Source organism: Bacteroidota bacterium (assembly GCA_023957335.1).
In the GTDB taxonomy this organism is placed as follows: Bacteria; Bacteroidota; Bacteroidia; order NS11-12g; family UBA955; genus JALOAG01.
Genome location: JAMLHC010000002.1, coordinates 81,836 through 101,314, shown reverse-complemented (window position 1 = coordinate 101,314; position 19,479 = coordinate 81,836). Strand labels below are relative to the sequence as shown.

At 38.3% G+C, this 19,479-nt stretch carries 11 protein-coding genes; 7 read left to right on the top strand and 4 right to left on the bottom strand.

Annotated elements, in window-relative coordinates; genetic code table 11:
* Nucleotides 1–12: 12 nt before the first annotated feature.
* The 5 genes from M9892_03795 to M9892_03775 all read left to right on the top strand — a co-directional run bounded on the left by M9892_03795 (nucleotide 13) and on the right by M9892_03775 (nucleotide 7,732).
* Nucleotides 13–5,055, top strand: coding sequence for a C25 family cysteine peptidase (locus M9892_03795; GenBank protein ID MCO5253472.1), 5,043 nt, complete (start codon nucleotides 13–15; stop codon nucleotides 5,053–5,055).
* Nucleotides 5,056–5,267: 212 nt separating this feature from the next.
* Nucleotides 5,268–5,564, top strand: a complete 297-nt coding sequence (locus M9892_03790; GenBank protein ID MCO5253471.1) for a hypothetical protein — start codon at nucleotides 5,268–5,270, stop codon at nucleotides 5,562–5,564.
* Between the two features lie 2 nt (nucleotides 5,565–5,566).
* Nucleotides 5,567–6,652, top strand: coding sequence for an Mrp/NBP35 family ATP-binding protein (locus M9892_03785; protein MCO5253470.1), 1,086 nt, complete (start codon nucleotides 5,567–5,569; stop codon nucleotides 6,650–6,652).
* A gap of 6 nt (nucleotides 6,653–6,658) precedes the next feature.
* Nucleotides 6,659–6,901: a NifU family protein gene (locus M9892_03780; protein MCO5253469.1), complete on the top strand. Its 243-nt coding sequence runs from the start codon at nucleotides 6,659–6,661 to the stop codon at nucleotides 6,899–6,901.
* A 3-nt stretch (nucleotides 6,902–6,904) separates the two neighbouring features.
* Nucleotides 6,905–7,732, top strand: coding sequence for a hypothetical protein (locus M9892_03775; protein ID MCO5253468.1), 828 nt, complete (start codon nucleotides 6,905–6,907; stop codon nucleotides 7,730–7,732).
* 59 nt (nucleotides 7,733–7,791) lie between these two features.
* On the opposite strand, the gene M9892_03770 is transcribed toward M9892_03775, so the two are convergent.
* Nucleotides 7,792–8,673, bottom strand: a complete 882-nt coding sequence (locus tag M9892_03770; GenBank protein ID MCO5253467.1) for a DUF2911 domain-containing protein — start codon at nucleotides 8,671–8,673, stop codon at nucleotides 7,792–7,794.
* A 107-nt stretch (nucleotides 8,674–8,780) separates the two neighbouring features.
* Nucleotides 8,781–10,013 carry a competence/damage-inducible protein A gene (locus M9892_03765; protein ID MCO5253466.1) on the bottom strand — a complete coding sequence of 411 codons (1,233 nt, stop codon included), beginning with the start codon at nucleotides 10,011–10,013 and terminating at the stop codon, nucleotides 8,781–8,783.
* 288 nt (nucleotides 10,014–10,301) lie between these two features.
* Here M9892_03765 and M9892_03760 point away from each other — a divergent pair, with 288 nt between their 5' ends.
* Nucleotides 10,302–11,093, top strand: coding sequence for a TIGR02757 family protein (locus tag M9892_03760; protein MCO5253465.1), 792 nt, complete (start codon nucleotides 10,302–10,304; stop codon nucleotides 11,091–11,093).
* Here the strand turns inward: M9892_03760 and M9892_03755 are convergent.
* Nucleotides 11,090–12,352 carry an asparagine synthetase B gene (locus tag M9892_03755; protein MCO5253464.1) on the bottom strand — a complete coding sequence of 421 codons (1,263 nt, stop codon included), beginning with the start codon at nucleotides 12,350–12,352 and terminating at the stop codon, nucleotides 11,090–11,092. The genes M9892_03760 and M9892_03755 overlap by 4 nt on opposite strands.
* Nucleotides 12,353–12,405: 53 nt before the next feature.
* Nucleotides 12,406–13,599, bottom strand: coding sequence for a leucine-rich repeat domain-containing protein (locus M9892_03750; protein MCO5253463.1), 1,194 nt, complete (start codon nucleotides 13,597–13,599; stop codon nucleotides 12,406–12,408).
* A gap of 247 nt (nucleotides 13,600–13,846) precedes the next feature.
* On the opposite strand from M9892_03750, the gene M9892_03745 reads away from it, so the two are divergent.
* Entirely contained in the window at nucleotides 13,847–19,417 is a 5,571-nt protein-coding gene (locus M9892_03745; GenBank protein MCO5253462.1) for a PKD domain-containing protein, read from the top strand.
* Nucleotides 19,418–19,479: the final 62 nt, after the last annotated feature.

Genomic DNA, 19,479 nt, shown 5'->3' with positions numbered 1-19,479 from the left:
TTTGCGAAAACGATGAGAAAAATACTTGTTTTTTTACTGACTTTTACTTGCCTGATTATGGTTTTTCCCTATCATTCTATTGGGCAAAACTATGGAAATGAATGGATAAAAAAAGACCAAAAGTATTTCAAAATTAAAATAGCACGCGAAGGAATCTTTCGTATTGATTATACCACACTTGCAACGGTTCTTTTTCAAAATGGAATTGATTTATCTACAATTAATCCCACCAAAATTCAGCTTTTCAATAATGGTGAAGAGGTACCCATTTACTTAAAAGGTGAGAATGATGGGATATTTAATTTTAATGATTTTATTGAATTTTATGGCAAACCCAATGATGGGAAGTTAGACCGGGAATTGTTTTATACCGACCCGGTAAATGACCCTTTGCACGATAATCAAAGTTTATATTCTGATACAGGGGCTTATTTTATTACCTTCTTGCCAAATAGTTCACTGTCAAATGGCAAACGCTACGCACTTTCACAAACACAAAATCTGGGTGCATTCCCAATCGAACCCTTCTTTAAATACACAAGTTCTTTATATTTAAGTGAAACATATTACTATGGACACCCCACGGTCATATCCAATGTAGCATTGTATTACCCCGAATATACGGAAGGAGAGGGTTGGGTTGGAAACAGATTTGGATTTGCTCCCTCTGTGGCTTCTTTTAGAACCTTGTCTTTGCCAACTCCCGCCCAGAATGCAAGTGGTTTTGACCCTATACTAGAATTTAAAGTAATTTCATCCACAGAAAACATTGCCATTCCCGATCATCATTTGCAGGTGGGTGTGAGCATGAACAATGCTTCTTTTACTAATGTTTACGACACTTTAACGGATAGCTATGGAGTAATAAAGAAAACGTTGAGCTTCCCTAAATCTTATATTAGTGGAGGCGGAACATCATATATCAAACTTGAAGCTATGAACATACCGGGCGTTGCTTTGCAGGCATTTAACCCGTCTTATGTAACATTGAAATATGCACGTGATTTTAATATGGTTGGATTTACATCAATCAAAGGTGTAATGGCACCCTCTGCTACATCTAAGGAAATTTCTTGGAGCAATTATGGTGTGCCGGGACAAAATGCACCGCTTGTATATGATTTAACCAATAACCGTAGAGTTACACCTGTTTTTGGAGTAGGTCAAACTTTTAGCTATGTCAATCCGCCTTCCGCAAAGGACGTGGAATTTGTGATTTTTGACAGTACTGATGCCTCTACTGTTACTCAAATTGAAGCTGTTGATTTCCCAGATATTGATGTAGCAATCAACAACACCCAGTTTCTCATTATTACAAATCAGAAGTTAATGGGAAAAGCAGCCACAGATTATTTGAACTATCGCAAAACAAGCTTTGCTGCTAATATGTATTCCGTACAACAGTTGTACAATACTTTTAGTTATGGAGTTGAAAATCCTATTGCAATTCGCAGATTTGTAAAATTGTTGATAGACAAAGCTACAACGATGCCACCTGAATATCTGTTGTTTTTGGGACGAGGTATTCAGCCGGATTTGCTAAAAACTGCCGGTATGCGACCTTTGAACCTTGTTCCAATCATAGGAAGCCCAGCATCAGATATTTTATATACATCGGGTTTAGGCGGCAAGCAATATACCATCCCCTATCTTGCCACAGGACGTGTATCAGTTGACAAACCTTCAGATATTGCTATTTATTTGGAAAAACTAATTGAGCAAGAACAAACTCCCAATGCTCAATGGAAAAAACGTGTCATGCACTTGGGGGGCGGCAATGATGGTTCGGAAAGCAAAATTATACGAAGTTATCTTGAGTATTTTGCAGCTTACCCCGTTAAACCCCCATTTGGCGGCAATGTGCAAGGCTATTACCGCAGTGCTTCTGATGTGGCGATTGATATTAATATTCGCAATAATTCTGTGCAAAATATCAATAGTGGATTGAGCTTGATAACGTTTCTTGGACATGGGTCTGCAACTGTTTTAGATGTAGATATAGGAGACACTACCGATTATACCAATAAGGGCAGACTGCCTATTATGTATTTTAACGGTTGTAGAGCTGGGAACCCTGCCATTGGTTTTAATAATGGTAATTTGTTCTATGGCGAAAGAATGATAAGAGCCAAAGAAAAAGGAGCTATTGTTTTTATTGGTCAGACCTCGGTTTCAGAATTAGGCAGTTTAGGTGGGCAAATCCGTAGTTTCTATGATAATATGTTTATCCAAAATTTTGGAAAATCAGTAGGTAAGATTCTGAATAAGACCATTGAAGAAAACCTTAATTATAACAGCCCTTTATCAAGATTGCACAATACGTTTATTTTTTATCAAGGAGACCCTGCTTTTACCCTTTACAATCCCCCTTTACCGGATTATTTTGTTACGCCTTCAAGTTTATTCTTAAATCCCACTAATACCAATGCACTCAGTGATTCATTTCAGTTAGGGATAATAGTTGGTAACATAGGCAGATATAATGTAGCTGACTCATTTGATATTGCTATTAAAAGAACATGGCCTTCAAATTCCAAGATTGAACAATATACAATACGGGTGCCTGCTATAGGATATTTGGACACCCTTTACTTTACTTTTAGAACCAAAGATATTGCAACAACCGGAAACAACATATTTGAAGTTGAGCTTAATCCCTCTAAAGAAATTATTGAAAGCGATTATGCTAATAATAAGGTCAAATGGGATAGATATATTGAAGGGAATGGTATCAGTCTGTTGTATCCCAGACGCTTTGCCATCCATAATCAGGCTGATTCTGTTACGCTTGTGGCGCAATCCCTTAACTTATTAAAAGCCAATAATCAGTTTATTTTTGAGATAGATACAACACCGGACTTTAACAGCCCTTGGTTAAAAAGAACTATGCCGGCTATTAATACAGGAAATTTAGTTAAATGGACAGTGCCTATCATGTCAAAAGATAGTCAGGTATATTATTGGCGTGGAAGGTTAAACTTGCCGACTGACCAAGGCGGTTTTTGGGAAGAACGCTCATTTATCTATATTAAAAACGCTCATTCAGGTTGGTCGCAATCCGATTTTCCGCAGTTTTTACAATCTTCTCAACCAAACAAAATTATCTTAAACAAAGAGAAAGAGCAATTTGAGTTTGGTCAAACAGAGCGTTTTGTGTGGGTAGATACAAGAGTTACTTCACACGCGAATCTTGGGGTGAAATTTGCAGGATTCTTGTCTCAGGATGTCAATCCCAAAGCCGATGGAAGCTTTATTGCAGTCTTATTGGATAGAAACACATTGCAACAATTCTTGGATGGGAATTTCTACCCCAAATGTTGGTTAGGTGCTACGTGGCCACCTTTTCAGGCTTCACAAGATTATGCTTATTATTGTTTTGCAAATAATGCAAGCGGAGTAGCAGAATTTAATGCTTTGATTAATGATGTTCCTACCGGCACCTATGTTGCATTCTTTACGCGCTATGATGCACAACTCAGCACTTGGGGGGCGCAAATGAAGCAAACACTCAATTTGTTGGGTGCTAACTCGTTTGAAGGATACCCCAAAAACCAAGCTTCTTATGTGATGATAGGTTGCAAAGGTTGGACGCCCGGCACCGCTTTTGAAAACATTTCACACTTGACAGACAGTGCTACCATGGGGTATGCTGCTATTGAGGGCAAAATTTTAGGTAGATATGACCAAGGGGCATTGATGTCCGAACTCATTGGACCTGCTACACAATGGAATACCGCCTATTTTGATTGGCGCCCTATGACAGGAACACCATTCAATACAGATGAAATTAAATTCTCTGTATATGGTGTAGATTCAAGCAAAAACTCTTTTTTGCTAATGCAAAATATCTCCCCTTCTACGGTTGACCTGTCAGCCATTGATGCAAACCGTTATCCCTTTCTTCAACTCAAAGCAGATTTCAAAGATTTGACCGACCGTTCTGCACCACAGATACGCCATTGGCTTATTACCTTTGAAGAAAGACCGGAAGGTTCTATCAATACATCTCAAAATTTTTCCTTTCATAAAGACACCTTGCAGGAAGGTGACTCTTTCCGCATCAATATTGGATTCCAGAATATTTCGACTAAGTATATGGATAGCGTACTTTACAAGTTTCAGATTGTTGATTTGTCTAATCAAAATGTTTTGCAATCGGTTACACAAAAAGGCAATCCAATCCTGCCGGAGGAGTTTGTGTATATCAATCAGAAAATGCCGACCAAAGGTTTAGCGGGACGTTATGCTGCCAATATTTTCTTTAATCCCGAAATGGCTCAACCCGAAGTTTCTCTCGCCAATAATTATTTGAGTATCCCATTTCAGGTTATTACTGACAATTTGAACCCCTTGCTTGATGTGACTTTTGATGGACGTCATATCATGAATGGTGAGATTGTCTCACCTAACCCCACAATTTTGATTACATCTAAAGATGAAAATAAATTTTTGCTTCAAACTGATACAGCCGGCTTTGAAGTATTGCTTCGAATACCCGGTTCGCAGGTGTTTAATCCCATTGATTTGAGTGGAGGGGAAATTACGTTTAAACCCGCTATGGATGCCAATAATGTGGCGGCTATTGAATACAGACCGACCAATCTGCCGGATGGCAAGTACACCATCAAAGTGCAGTCTAAAGATATTTCAGGAAATAATGCCGGCAAGGAGTTCTATACCATTGATTTTATTGTCATAAACGAAAGTAGTATCACAAATTTTTATCCTTATCCAAATCCATTTACTACTCAAATGAGATTTGTGTTTACGCTCACCGGCAAAGAAGTCCCCGATGATATCCGAATCAAGATAATGACAATTTCCGGCAAGGTTGTCAGGGAAATCACTAAAGATGAGTTAGGCTTTATCAGAGTGGGTAATAATGTTTCCGAATTTGCATGGGATGGCACTGATCAGTTTGGCGACAGGTTGGCGAATGGTGTTTATCTGTATCAGGTTACTGTAAAGAATCACAAAGAAGATGTGAAGCATAGAGATTCTGCAGGAGACAATAGTTTTGTCAAAGGAACCGGCAAAATCTATTTGCTGCGATAGAACGGATTTCTGTCTGATTTGCGCTACTACCAATGAGGCTAAAGTTGTTTACAGATTATTAGAAATTAAAGGACATATAAGTCCTTTTCACTCCAAAATTTTATTTGATTTTGCATAATTGTTATTTGATGATAGCTGAGAATCAGTTAGTTGTTTCTTATTTATATTTATTACAAATAATCAGTTTCAATCCCTAACTTTGTCGCCTATAAATGCGTTGGTACGAAAAACTTCAAAAGAGATGGCAAGTAAATACATTGTGGGACGTAGTTGCAATTTTGATAGTATTCACACTGACGGGGTTTAGTGTTGTTTATATAAAGCATCTGATGGGTGTACACATAATAACTCCTATCTATTGGCGAATTCTGTTTTATATACTCATCTTAGGACTCTATCAGATTGTATTACTTTTTTGGGGTTTTATATTTGGCAAATTCAGGTTCTTTCTTGAGTTTGAAAAGAAGATGTTCAGACGCATGGGAAAGTTATTTAAGAAACAAAAATAGAGATGGAAATTACACCCAAAGAAGTATTGCAGGCTTTATCTGTTGTTATAGACCCTGACTTCAAGAAAGATATTGTAACACTTGGTATGGTGCGACATATCAATATCGAAGGCAATAAATTGGCTTTTGATTTAGTGCTGACTACACCGGCTTGTCCTTTAAAAGAATTATTGGAGAACGGCTGCAGAGATGCTATCAGAGAGCGACTCTCGCCTGAACTCGTTGTGGATATTAATGTAACATCAGAAGTGCGAAAAAATATTTTTATGCAAGGAACTTTAGAGGGTGTAAAAAATGTAATTGCAGTTGCATCAGGCAAAGGAGGAGTAGGGAAGTCCACGGTTTCTTTGTCGCTTGCAAAAGCATTGGCTGAATCAGGTGCCAAAGTGGGGCTGATGGATGCAGATATATATGGACCTTCACAGCCCACTCTTACAGGTACAGAATCTTATAAGCCTACCGGAGTACAAGGCAAAGACAAAAATTTGATGAAGCCGGCAGAAGCGGGAAATCTAAAAATATTTTCAATTGGATACTTAGTAGAACCGGGCGTGGCAGTTGCGTGGCGTGGTCCCATGATGTCAACAGCTTTAAGACAATTTGTGAGTGATGTGGCGTGGGGCGAATTGGACTACTTGATTATTGACATGCCTCCCGGCACAGGCGATGCGCAACTTACATTGTGTAGTGCATTGAAAATTACCGGTGCTGTGATTGTTACAACGCCACAAAAAGTAGCTATGGTGGACGCTGATCGTGCTTTGCAAATGTTTAGAATGCAAGGTCTCAGTGTTCCCGTTTTAGGAATCATAGAAAATATGGCATGGTTTGAAACTGCCGAACTACCCGGTAGAAAATTCTATATTTTCGGAGATAGTGCAGCCAAAATACTGGCAGATAAATCATCTGTCCCAATTTTGGGTTCGGTGCCAATCGTGGAAAATCTTTCTGCGGATACAAATAGGGGCAGTATTATTGAAAACAGCCCTATTATGCCATACTTTAAAGAAATTGCAGGTAGTTTAGTGAGACAACTTGCAATCCAAACACAGCATATTCAAGAAAATCAAATATCTCAAACTTTGTAATATTTTATGAGTGAAACAGAACTAATCGGAAGGGTTAAAGAAGCATTGGAATCAATAAGACCTTTTTTGCAAATGGATGGCGGTGATGTTGAATTGGTTAACATTGACTCTGAAAAAAATGCCAATATCAAATTGATGGGTAATTGCGTGTCTTGTTCCATGAGTGCGATGACCATGAAGGCAGGTATTGAAGGCGCAATCAGAAAAGCAGTTCCCGAAATCAATAAAGTGATTGCGGTAAATATTTAGCCTTTGAAGAAATTTGTCAGCAATATATTGATGGCGATTTCTGATTTGAGTTTGCCTATTGTTGCAGGTGGGGCAATAAGTTTTACTTTTTTTGCAAAGCTTCATCAAGTTGAGTTCTATTATCCTATTGTGTTGATATGCAGTATTGGGATTTTTGCTATTTATCTTTATGACCATTTCTCAGACCTTAAATCTGTAGGGCATGTAGCTTATGGTGAGCCTTTTTGGATTTTGTACCGGTTTAAGAAATTCTGGTTTGCACTTACAGCAGTCTCAATCATCATAGCTTCTATCCTTTTTTTTACTCAATTACGCAGGGTATATATTATGCCGGGATGTGCGGTGGCGATTTTAGTTTTAGGCTATTACCTGTTTAGAAAATTTGCAGCTAAAAAATGGCAAGGGAAACTCAAGGAATTATGGATTTCTCTTGTTGCTACTATGGCTCTTGGAGGTATTACTGCTTGGATTTCTTCTGCCGAGATTCAATGGTTGTTGTTGTTGAGTTTATTTGTGATTTGTTTTCAGAATATGTTGCTCTTTTCGTGGATTGACTATGAACAAGATATGAAGAATAATAATCCTACACTGGCGATAGATTCGGGAATCCCTTTTGTAGTTTGGTTGTTGGATATATGTGCTTTGATCAATTTTGCACTCTTAGCAGATTTGTGGTATTCAGATGGATACTCGCTTGACAAACCAATTTTTATGGCAATGCAGTTGCAACTGTTAATTGTTCGTATCCTTTGCGAATATACCAAGCCCAAAAGAATTTATAGATTTTGGACAGATATGGTTTTTGTTCTTCCAATTATATACCTTCTTTAAAATAAAAACCCCTTCACAATTTCATCATGAAGGGGCTTTGAGGTCGAGAAATTTTTAAATTATTTTTTCTTACCCTTCGGAGCTTTATAAGCGGGATTTTTCTTAATATTTTCAATCAAAGCATTTAAGTCATTCACATAAGATGTAACACCTGCTTTCTCTGCGTTGGCTTTGGCTTGTTCTGCAGTTTCTACTGCTTCTGTGTAGAGTTGATTTTCAAACTGGATTTTAGCTTTTAAAGTCTGAACCCAATATCTGCCCGGGGTTAGCTCGTCAGCTTTATTAATCCATTCGAGGGCTTTCTTCATATCTTTTCTGTTGTTATAGTAGTAAGAAGCCGCTGCATAGTAAGGGCGAGTATCATTAGACATTGTTTTCTCTATTTGCTTCACCAATTCTGCATCAAAATTTGCAGTAACGGCAACGCTTACCTTGGTTTTGTCCCATTTTAAGTCTAATGAAAAAGAGTTGTCAGTGATATTATTACATTCAATAGTAAATGTTTCTTGAACATCGCTAAGCATACTCACAGGAGCTTCTACTCTTACAACATCATTTTCCTGTTTGTACGAACCGGCTCCCGTTACGTTTAGGTCTTTGGTAATGATGATTGTCCATTGTTTTTCATTAGGGATGGTCAATAGACCGTATTTGCCTTTGGCTATTGTTTGGTTATTGATGATTACATCTTGTCCGAACTCAATGGTTGTGGCACTATTCGCACCGGTACGCCAAATTTGTTCAAAGGGGACAAGCCCTCCAAAAATAACTCTGCCTTTTACGCTTGGGCGAGAATATGACAATTCAACAAAAGAGGTTGCAAATTGTTGTTTAATTGTGCTTGTAGTGCTTGGGCTTGGAAATGAAATTTGTTGTGCATTCACATTGTTTCCTGCGAACAGCATGCCTGCCGTGAGTGTACTCAATAATAATTTTTTCATCTTGATTTGCTTTTAGTTATAATGCAGCAAAATAAAGCACAATTTCTTTTCTTAGTCAACTTCATAACGAAAAGAAAGGGGTGTTTGCCAATTCCTTTTATCTGGATTTATAAGTTTCTTCGCAATAGATTGAAAACTGCAATCATGGAGTATTCCATAATTCTATGTCTTTTTGCCGGATAAAAAAGTTTTTCTGTGATAGTGCCATGTGCTGAACTTAAGCCAATATATACAGTGCCCACCGGTTTTTCTTCTGTGCCACCATCGGGTCCCGCAATGCCGGTTACTGAAAGAGCATAATCTGAATTCAAATGCAGGCGACATCCTTCTGCCATTGCACTTGCTACTTCCGCGCTTACTGCACCATGCTTGGACAAAAGTATTTCCGGAACACCTAAAACTTTGTTCTTAACTTCGTTTGAATACGAAATAACAGCTCCGCTATACACTGCCGAAACTCCCGGAGTTTGAGTGAAACTACTCGAAATTAATCCGCCTGTGCAACTTTCAGCAAATGAAATTGTCTTATTTTTTGCTTTTAATAAATTGTAAATGTGTTCTTCCAAACTGATATTTTGTTCAGTAACCAAATCGTTGCCAAGTTTTGCCCTAAATCGAGAAACAAAATCATCAAAGAGTGTTTTGTCTATCTGTTCGTTTTCAATGCTGCAAGTAAGTCTGAGTCTGACAATATTCAAATGAGGCAAATAGGCGAGTTTGAAATGCTTGGGCAAACTATCTTCTACTTCGGCAAGTCGCTCAGCCAACAGTGATTCCGGTACATTCACGGTTAAAAAGTGGTGCACTAGCACAGGAGTCGGCTTAAAACGTTTTTTAATTTCGTTTACAACATAGGTGTCCATCATATTTTGCATTTCGAATGGAACCCCCGGAAGAGAGATGAGTATCTTATTGTTTTTTTGAAATAACATGCCCGGTGCGGTTCCCCAATGATTAGCAATGGCTTTGCAATTGTCGGGTAGGTAGGCTTGTTTTTTGTTTATTTCTTTGAGTTCTCGATTTCTTTGGCTGAAAAGTTTGTCAATTATGCGAAGGCTTTCCTCGTCCCAATGCCAACCGCTCTCGAAATATTCTGCTAACACTTCTTTTGTTAGGTCGTCTTTGGTGGGTCCTAATCCGCCCGTGATAATTACTACATCTGAGCGTTGGAACGCACAATCAATCACTTCAAGCATTTCAGTACGTTTATCTGCAAGTGATATCATGCGATTAATAAGGATGTTTTCTTGCAACAACCGATTGGCAATCCATGCACTATTTGTATCTGTTATTTGCCCGATTAGTATTTCATCACCTATTGTCAGTATTTCTGTTTTCACTGTAATCCGGACTATTAATGCGGCAAATTTATGTTTTAATCAAGTCTGAGAATTGATTATTGTAATGTTCGGTCAATCGCTCATCTTTGCACCAATGAAAACAAAGTCTTTGGTTCTGCTGATGATTGTTGCCTTGTTGGCAGTAATCATCCTGGATTCATGCGGAAGCAGAAAAAAAGGAACCTCTCGATTCAACCAAAAGTGTAATTGTGATTTTTAAAATCAATTTTATCTTATAAATCAAGCAGGTTCATAACGTGTCTATTATGAATGGCAGATTGATTGTGAATGGACAAGTATCAAACTATGGACGCTAAACTCAAAAAAATTTTAGACGATGCTTATTGTCGTTTTCATCAACAGGATTTTATTCCTTTTGACCCGATTTCTATTCCACATAGATTTTCACAAAAGCAGGATATTGAAATCATGGGATTTTTGGCGGCAATACTGGCTTGGGGACAACGCAAGACTATTGTAAAAAAATGCACAGACTTAATATCTTTATTTGACAACAGTCCGCATGACTTTATTTTAAATCATTGCGAAAGTGACCTGAAACACTTGTCAAACTTTGTTCACCGAACATTTAACAGTACAGACCTATTCTACTTTATTTATTTTCTAAAAGAAATTTATTCTGAAATGGATAGCTTAGAGAATGCACTGTTCCCCACGTTTGATACTTCTCAAAATGCAGTTGAAACAGGGTTGAATCGATTCAGGAATAGGTTTGTTTCTTCGGAGTGGTTTCCCAAGCGAACAGGCAAACACATTGCTTCTCCGATACAAGGAAGCGCATGCAAAAGGCTTAATATGTTCTTGAGGTGGATGGTGCGTAAGGATGAATTGAATATTGATTTCGGGATTTGGAATCATATTTCGCCTGCACAACTGATTTGTCCTTTGGATGTTCACGTTTTGCGAACAGCAGTACAAATAGGGTTACTGGATAATTCCAAATCTGATTGGAAAAATGCAGTTTTGTTAACACAAAAGCTCAGAGAATATGATGCCATTGACCCTGTTAAATATGACTTTGCGCTATTCGGAATAGGAGAGGCGGAGAGTAGGAGTTAGGTTTTAATCTCTTTTTTCTTAGCGGATGGAAAAAGAATATTGTTGAGAATTAATCTGTACCCGGGAGAGTTAGGGTGCAGCGAAAGCTCGGTAGGTGGTTCTCCTACATAATGTTGATAGTCTTCGGGGTCGTGTCCACCATAAAAAGTCCAAGTGCCCTTGCCCATAGTTCCATGTATGTAACGCGCTTCACCCAAAGAGGTGTTTTCACCTAAGATAGTTACGTTGGGTTTGACATATTTACTTTTGAAAGCAGTTGTTTGTCCGTAAAAGGCTTTGATAGTGCGGGTATGGTCTTGTGTTAAAATGGTAGGAATGACATCGTATTTGGCAGAAAACTCAAACAATGTAAAGAAGTCGTTTTCTTCTCTTATCCCTTGTCTTTCGTTGGGTTGCACGTCAATAGAACTGAATTCGTAAATATAGGGATTGGTAATTAAGTCAAAATCTTGAAATGCAAAAGTATTGTCAAAGTTCAGTTTGCTTTGCGCTTGTGGGTCGATGGGGTCTCCATCAAACATACTCTCGCAAATATCCACGCCATCTGCTGCAAGTGCTATATCATAAGAATCAGTTGCTGAGCACATGGCGAACAAAAAGCCTCCTCCCAAAACATAATCTCTGATTTTTTTGGAAACGGCAAGTTTTAGTTGAGATACCTTTTGAAAACCGTATTTTGCTGCAGTTGCTTCATTTGCCCTCACTTCTTCTTTATACCAAGGCATGTTACGGTAGTTTGCCCAAAATTTTCCGTATTGTCCCGTAAAATCCTCATGGTGCAAATGCAACCAATCATAAAGAGCGAGTTTGTCATTCATAACTTCATCGTCATAAATGATATCATAAGGAATTTCAGCATAGGTGAGAACTAAAGTTACCGCATCGTCCCAAGGTTTTTTCTCTTTGGGTGAATAGACGGCAATTTTAGGTGCTTTTAATAATTTGACAGTTTCCATATTGACCTCCGGGTTAGCAATAGTGGCATAGATGGCATTTGCGTTTGCATCCGGTACTATTTCGTAGGTGACGCCCCTTACCAAGCACTCCTTCTCAATATTTTTTAGGTAGTCAAACATAAAACTACCTCCTCTGTAATTGAGTAACCATTTGCCTTCTCCTCCCTGCGCCAGCACCCAATATGTTACACCGTATGCTTTAAGATGTTCTTTTTGAACTTCATCCATAGGAATAAGCAACTTAGCAGCTTTTACATACAAACTGCAAAATGCAAGACTGAAAAGAAGAACAAGACGTTTCATGATGAACAAAATTACAAGTTGTTATTGGATTGCAAAAGTAAAGCCGATTTAACCTAAAATGAAATCGAGCATTTTGGGTCGTTTTCTTTGTACCATTCCTGAATTTCAGCTTTGTGCTTTTCTGAAATAGGATTGTTGTAAAGGCTTATAATCTCAAGCCATTTGAGTGATTTCATTTCCTCCGGCAGCTGAGTGATTTGATTGTCGCCCAACCACAGTTTAGATAAAAATCTAATCTTACTGATATCTTTGTCGATATAGTTGATTTCATTGCCACGCAAATCCAATATGTTGAGTTTTTGCAGTTTTCTGATATCAGATGGAACGGCTTTAATCTGATTATAACTCAAATCAAGGTTTGATAACAGAGGAAGAGAATATATTTGCTTTGGAATCGAATCAAATTTATTACCTTCAAGATTTAAAACTTGTAGTCTGCGCAGCTTGGGAAAGCTTTTAGGTAGCGAAGAGAGTTGGTTCTTGCCAAGAAAGACTTCATCTAATTGGTATAAATCTCCAAAATTATCTGGCAGGGTTGTAAACAAATTATCATTTGCTTCAAAAACCCTTAATTCATAAAGTTTCCCAAAAAGATTTGGCAGTTTGCTCAATTGATTTTGCGATACCCTGAAATCTATTAATGCAGTGAGGTTGCCTATTTCATCAGGAATAGATTTTAGTTTGTTGTTTGAAAATCGAAGTTGATACAACTTTTTGAGTGAACCAATTGAAGCGGGTATGAGTTCAATTTGGTTGCCGCTAAAATCAATGATGCGCAGATTGCTCAGATTGCTTATTTCATTAGGGACGGCAGTGAGTTTATTATTTCTGAACCAAAGTTCCTCAATTTTATGTAACTGCAAAATTTCCGCAGGAAACACATCAAAGTAATTATTTGACAGTTCAAGCACCTCAAGGCTCTTCATCTTATTGAAATTCTTGGGTATCTTAGTAAGTCTGTTTGTATTTAAGTCAAGTTTTTGCAAATGAGGCATTTTTGCCAAAAACTTTGGTAGTTCTGTAATTAAGTTTTCGGAAAGATCAAGTTGTTTGAGGTTCTTAAACTTTTTAATCTTGCGTGGAACCTTGCGAAGTTCTTGTCCTGATAAATCTAGAAATTGGACATTTTTTTTGTTTTTAAGTGCCTCTTTAATCGAGGTGTAAACAGTGTTGTCTTGGCAGATTCCATTTTGGGAAAAAGATAGTAATCCGAATAAAATGAGTGCTTTGAATAAGCTGAATTTCATGCTGCTATACTACACTAAAATTAGTGATTGTCTAAGTCCTTTATGAAGAATTAAGTGTTTTTTCGACTAAGAAATAAAATATGACTTTGTCCGTTTTTTTTTAAAATTTCTTTGGTGGTGTTGTTTAAGTATGATGTAATATTGTATTACTAAATTTAAATAGCGTATGAAACTATTACTACACCCAAATTTTCCCAAGAAACTGTTAATAACTATATTTTCAGTTCTTTTATTTTCCTTTCAATTCATGTTTGCTAGTCACGTAAGTGCACAATCATGCTCCGTAAGTGGAGACACGATTGTGTGTGAGAATCAGATAAGTCCTTATACGGCAGGTAACATAGGCACATATTCATATACTTGGAATGCATATGGAGGAACAGTAGTGGGTGCCGGTACATCGGTTTCGGTTACTTGGCAAAGCACCGGTTGGGGCAAAGTGACTTTAGTAATTAGAGACCAACTCAATCAGATAGTTTGTACATCCATCATAAACGTATTTGTCAAGCCTAAACCCAAGCCGGTTATAGTGCCGTCTTACACGGTAGGATGCGGCATTACAGACCCAAAAGGTGGCGGCAAACCAGATCAACGAGATGAAGTGGTTTGTATAAAAGCATGTGATTCAACATGGGTGACATATAGTGTTCAAAACCATCCGGGAAGTACATATAGTTGGATAATCACGGGAGCCGCTAATTACACACCAACCATCACTAATTCTATTAATGTTTATTGGACAGGAATAGGCTCCGGAATGGTTAAGGTGATTGAAACCGATTCATTTGGTTGTGTTGGAGAAAAAGAAATATGTATAGACATTATTAGTAAACCGCATGCTGCTTTTACAACATTACCCGCAGCGATTGGGGGTGTAGTGAATGTTTGTAAAAATCAATCCATTCAATTTTTCAATCAATCTTATGCAGGTGCAGGCACACCGCTTTATACTTATGAGTGGATATGGGGTGATGGTACCTCAACAATGCAAAATGCACCTGCTCCAAATGCTACACACTCATATTCCTCTGCCGGAACTTACATTGTTCAACTTGTAGTTCAGAATGAGTGCAGATGTAAAGACACATTCTCTATCAAAGTAATTGTAGATAATATGTCGGGACCGGAAATATTTTGCATAAGTACTGTTTGTCCTGATAATACTGTAACCTATCACACCAACGCACTATGTCCAACTTACAAATGGACTGTGTCCAACGGAACAATCTTGGGAGACAGCACTCAATCTTCTGTTACTGTGATGTGGGGTTCGACCGGTCCCGGGGTTATCACTTTGAGTACGCCCGGTTGTAGCGGTATGTGTTCTTCACCTACATCTGTAATAGTGCCAATTATTACACCCGTATCTCAAATTTATGGAGATACCCTTGTTTGCTTTGGCGAACCTGTTAAGTATTCTATTGCATGCAATATTCCTATTGACAGTATTCGTTGGCACTTACCTGCCAATGTATCACTGTGGTCAGGTGATACTATCAATAGTCATGAAATTACTGTTGTTTTTAATAGTCCGTTTGTATCCGGTAATATTACGGTTGATTATTTCCATAATGTGCCCGGAAGCACAGAAGGATTACATTGTGGTGGAACAGCGAGCCTAAATGTTACTGCACGACCAAAATTATTTATCAGTGGACCTTCGGAAATTTGTGATAATGATCCTATAAATTTTTACCAATATCCTAATGTGCCGGGATTTATTCAATGGACAATCACAGGCTCTTCCAACCCGCCACCCATGCTCATTTTAGGTAATGTTCCTTTTATAGTACCTACATGGAGTTTTGGTCCTGGACTTTTTAATATTACAGCACAAAGCACAAGTGGGCAATATTGCAATGACCCTCAAACTATAACCCTCAAAGTTAATGCTGCACCACCGCCCCCTGATTCTATCAAAGGTCCAAGTCCGGTTTGTCCTAACAAACCTTATACTTATATAGCTTTCCCTTCTTCTTCTAATTTTGCTATTGAATGGAATGTAATCAATGGCACTCCTACAACGATGGGTGGGACAACTATTAGTGTAATGTGGGGCAGTACAGGTCCTTATATTCTCAATGCATATCAGATAGACCCATTGACCGGCTGCAAGTCCTTGGCGTTGAGCGATACCATTAATAGTATTCTACCTCTTACACCTGCACCCATCATAGGTTTGGATACTGTGTGTTCGAATTCAACCGTCAGCTATAATACAAATGTACCGGGTGATAATTTCGCATGGAGTATTTCTCCGACTATAGCAGGTAGCGTTGTGAGTGGACAAGGAACTTCAAATATTGGTGTTGAATGGAACAATTTTACCGGTGCTGCAACTTTGACTGTAATCAGAACTGTTTGCGGGCTAACTATTTCAAGTTCAAAAACCATTATCGTTATTGCTCCACCTGCACCATTAATGTCCGTTCCTCCTACGGCTTGCAAAGGTACTTCAGTTACAATGAGTAGTTCTACACCTGCTATGTCATATAGCTGGAATTTTGGAGATGCGGGAACGGGCTCAGGCGCGAGTACTTCACATATCTATAATTCAACCGGAAATTTTGTAGTTAATCTTACTGTAACATACAGTGGAACTTGTAGTGGTACTGCAACCGCAAGCAAGAGTATTATGATTAACCCAAATCCTAATATTACGATTTCCACTCCTGACCCCAATTTGTTTTGTGGTGCTGTTGGTACTGTGAATATGTTTGTGGCAGCTCCTGTTACGGGTACTACCTATACTTGGTATAAATCACCATCGACTTTGCTCGCTACCGGTAATTCATACTCTACAAATATCATAGGTGGTTATTATGTTATTGGAGTGAATTCATTTGGATGTTCAAGTACAAGCAATGTTATTCCAATCGATACAGTTTGTGATACTTGTAAGGCTGACCCTGCTTATACTAATAATTTCAGCACCATTAAATTAGGATGTGATAAAGATAGTTTTATAGGAACTTATACCGCTGGTGCTTTTAATCCAACTTGGAATTTTGATGACCCGTTCAGCGGTTCAAATTTTGCCAGCGGCACAAATGTCTCACATACGTTTATAGAGCCGGGGTTTTATAGAGTTAACTTTTGTGTTAATGTACCTGACATCACAGGAACAGATACTTGTCAAATATGTAGGATGAGTGTTGATACCATTAAGTATATTCCTGATTTCTTTGATTCATTATATTGTTCAGGAGGAGGATTTAATGTTAAGTTCATTAATAATACAAAGCGATTGTCAACATTGCCCATTCCGAGTTATGCTTGGTTGATTACCCCCGGGTCATATACAAGTACTTTAGCGAATCCGATATTTGCTTTGCCTTCCGGAACCTATACGGTTTCCTTAACCGTGAATGGAACTTGTGTTAAAACTAAAACCCTTGTAGTGCCCCCAATGCCACAAGCGCTATTTACACTTGCTGATTCGGTTTGTCAAGGTAGCCCGGTTGCTTTTGTTAATACTTCAATAGGATATACTCAATCGAAGTGGTATTTTGGTGATGGAGCAACTTCTTTAATTACAAATCCTAACAGAACATATTCAGTAGCCGGTACTTATACTGCCTCTTTGGTTGTTTCTAATCTCTATGGTTGTTCTGATTCTGCGTTCAAGAGTGTTGTCGTTATGCCCAATACGCTAAGTGGTGTTATTGCACCTTCCGACACTACAATTTGCGAAGGTGATAGTGTTTTATACAAAGTTACTCCTGCTGGAGGCTATCCTCCTTATCAATATTTGTGGTCGTCAATTGCTAGTACACAATCAATTTGGGCAAAATATACAGGAAGTTATTATGTTGACCTTAAAGACAGCAAAGGTTGTATGTTTAGGACTGCACCTGTTAATGTGATGGTGAATCCGGTTCCTCGACCTGAAATTCATGGTAAGAAACACATTTGTATCAATACATTTTATAAATTTTCAGTGAACTACCCTGCCAGTGGCGGATATACAATAAATTGGACATTACTTCCGGATAATGCAACAAGCTCCGGAATGAACACATTTAGTTATAATTATTCGTCTCCAGGTAGCAAAGTATTATATGTAAAAGTAACCGGACCCACCGGTTGTTTCGGATATGATTCATTATATTTTAGTGTGCATTCCAATCCGATAGCATCTATTGCAACGGTAGGTAACCTTTGTGAAGGACAAGTAAATCAACTCATTGGTTCATCGGTTTCTCCCAATATTGTGCAATCATTTTGGAATAACGGTTGGAACCAAGATACGCTCAACACCACAGTACCCGACCAATATGTTTATACCGTTATTGACACTTTTGGATGCAAAGCCTCAGCCGCTGTAAATGTAAATCCTTTGCCTGACTTCTGCGGTTATCAATCAGGTTGTTATGAAATTTGCGATACCGTGCAGGAACTTGTTTGGTATGCACCCAAAGGCTATTACTCGTATCAATGGTATTATAATGGCAGTCCGATTACAGGAGCTGTCAATGACACTTTGCATATTCCGCTATACCAATCCGGCTCTTATCAGGTTGAAATAACGACTGTATTTGGTTGTAAAGCCATGTCCAAACCTACTGATATCAAGTTTGTGAAATGCAATAAACCGGATTGTGTTTGGAAAATTGAAGCTACTGTGAAATGTAATAGAATTAACCCTGAAACGGGGTTGATGACCTACAATATTACTTTGAGTGTATTTAATGGATTTGCATCAAGTGCAACACTTAATGTTATACCAGCTTCCGGTACAATTTCAGGTTCAATGCCGGTTACAGTTTTACCAAACTGGAATACTTTCGGTTTTACTTATAATCCTTCTGTACCTTCCGCTACGGCTTGCTTTACATTGTTGCAAAATTTTAAAGATATACGATGTGATACAAGCATTTGTATCACACTTCCTAATTGTGATTTAATTCCTTGTAAAGGGGAAGTAAAATTTGAGAAATTTGATTGTGCCGGTTTGGATGCAAATGGTCATCCTCAGTATTATGCGTGTGTCAATGTGAATTGGGGCGGAAGTCCTGGCTCTACATTCACGGTAAATACACCTTCCGGAACAGTAGTCCCAAATACGTTTACTCTCAATACAGGTGCACAAACTTTCTGCTTCACTTTCACTGATATGCCACCTTATACAAGTCCGAGCACATTCTATTTTTCATTCTATGATCCTAAGGCAGAAAAAGCTTGTCGTGATTCGTTGTCTATCAAGCATGAGCCATGTAAGGAGCCTTGCAAATTAGAAACTTATAATAACTGTGCGCGTTGCTTAAGTGAGGAGATTGGAATTTCTACCTATGAACTGGATATCACTTTGTACAATCCTTTTGCTACCAATGCCTCTGTTACCGTTCTGCCAATAGGAGCAGGAACTTTTGGAAGTGTTATCCCTAACCCTGTTGCACCCGGAATGCAGACAATAAAAATTACCTTTACTGATAATCCTCCTAAAGATACTTTGATTTGTTTCAAAGTAATATTGACTGATTTGAAAGGTAATAAATGTATGACAGAACTTTGTATGTATTTGCCTCCTTGCGATTATCTCGGTGTGAAACAAGCAGGGGTGCAAAGTGCAAGTATGAAACTCGCTCCAAACCCTGCCAATAATAGTGTAGCTATTTATTACAATGTAAGTAACGGCTCAAAACCACTATTTGAAATTATGGATATGACCGGACGCAAATTGATGGAAGTTCAATCCACAAGCGCAAACGGTGAAGTGTTGGTTAACCTACAAGATTTGGCTGTTGGTACTTATCTTGTTAAACTCATTTCAGATGGAAATAATTTGCAGATACAGCGATTGGTGATTGTGAAATAACACCCTTCTGTCATTGCCACTTAGAAAAATCGGATTGTCACACATGACAATCCGATTTTTAT

Bases quoted from the DNA above. Each gene is read 5' to 3' on its own strand.
- M9892_03795 (MCO5253472.1), top strand. From the start codon at position 13: ATGAGAAAAATACTTGTTTTTTTACTGACTTTTACTTGCCTGATTATG.
- M9892_03790 (MCO5253471.1), top strand. From the start codon at position 5,268: ATGCGTTGGTACGAAAAACTTCAAAAGAGATGGCAAGTAAATACATTG.
- M9892_03785 (MCO5253470.1), top strand. From the start codon at position 5,567: ATGGAAATTACACCCAAAGAAGTATTGCAGGCTTTATCTGTTGTTATA.
- M9892_03780 (MCO5253469.1), top strand. From the start codon at position 6,659: ATGAGTGAAACAGAACTAATCGGAAGGGTTAAAGAAGCATTGGAATCA.
- M9892_03770 (MCO5253467.1), bottom strand. From the start codon at position 8,673: ATGAAAAAATTATTATTGAGTACACTCACGGCAGGCATGCTGTTCGCA.
- M9892_03760 (MCO5253465.1), top strand. From the start codon at position 10,302: ATGGACAAGTATCAAACTATGGACGCTAAACTCAAAAAAATTTTAGAC.
- M9892_03755 (MCO5253464.1), bottom strand. From the start codon at position 12,352: ATGAAACGTCTTGTTCTTCTTTTCAGTCTTGCATTTTGCAGTTTGTAT.
- M9892_03750 (MCO5253463.1), bottom strand. From the start codon at position 13,599: ATGAAATTCAGCTTATTCAAAGCACTCATTTTATTCGGATTACTATCT.
- M9892_03745 (MCO5253462.1), top strand. From the start codon at position 13,847: ATGTTTGCTAGTCACGTAAGTGCACAATCATGCTCCGTAAGTGGAGAC.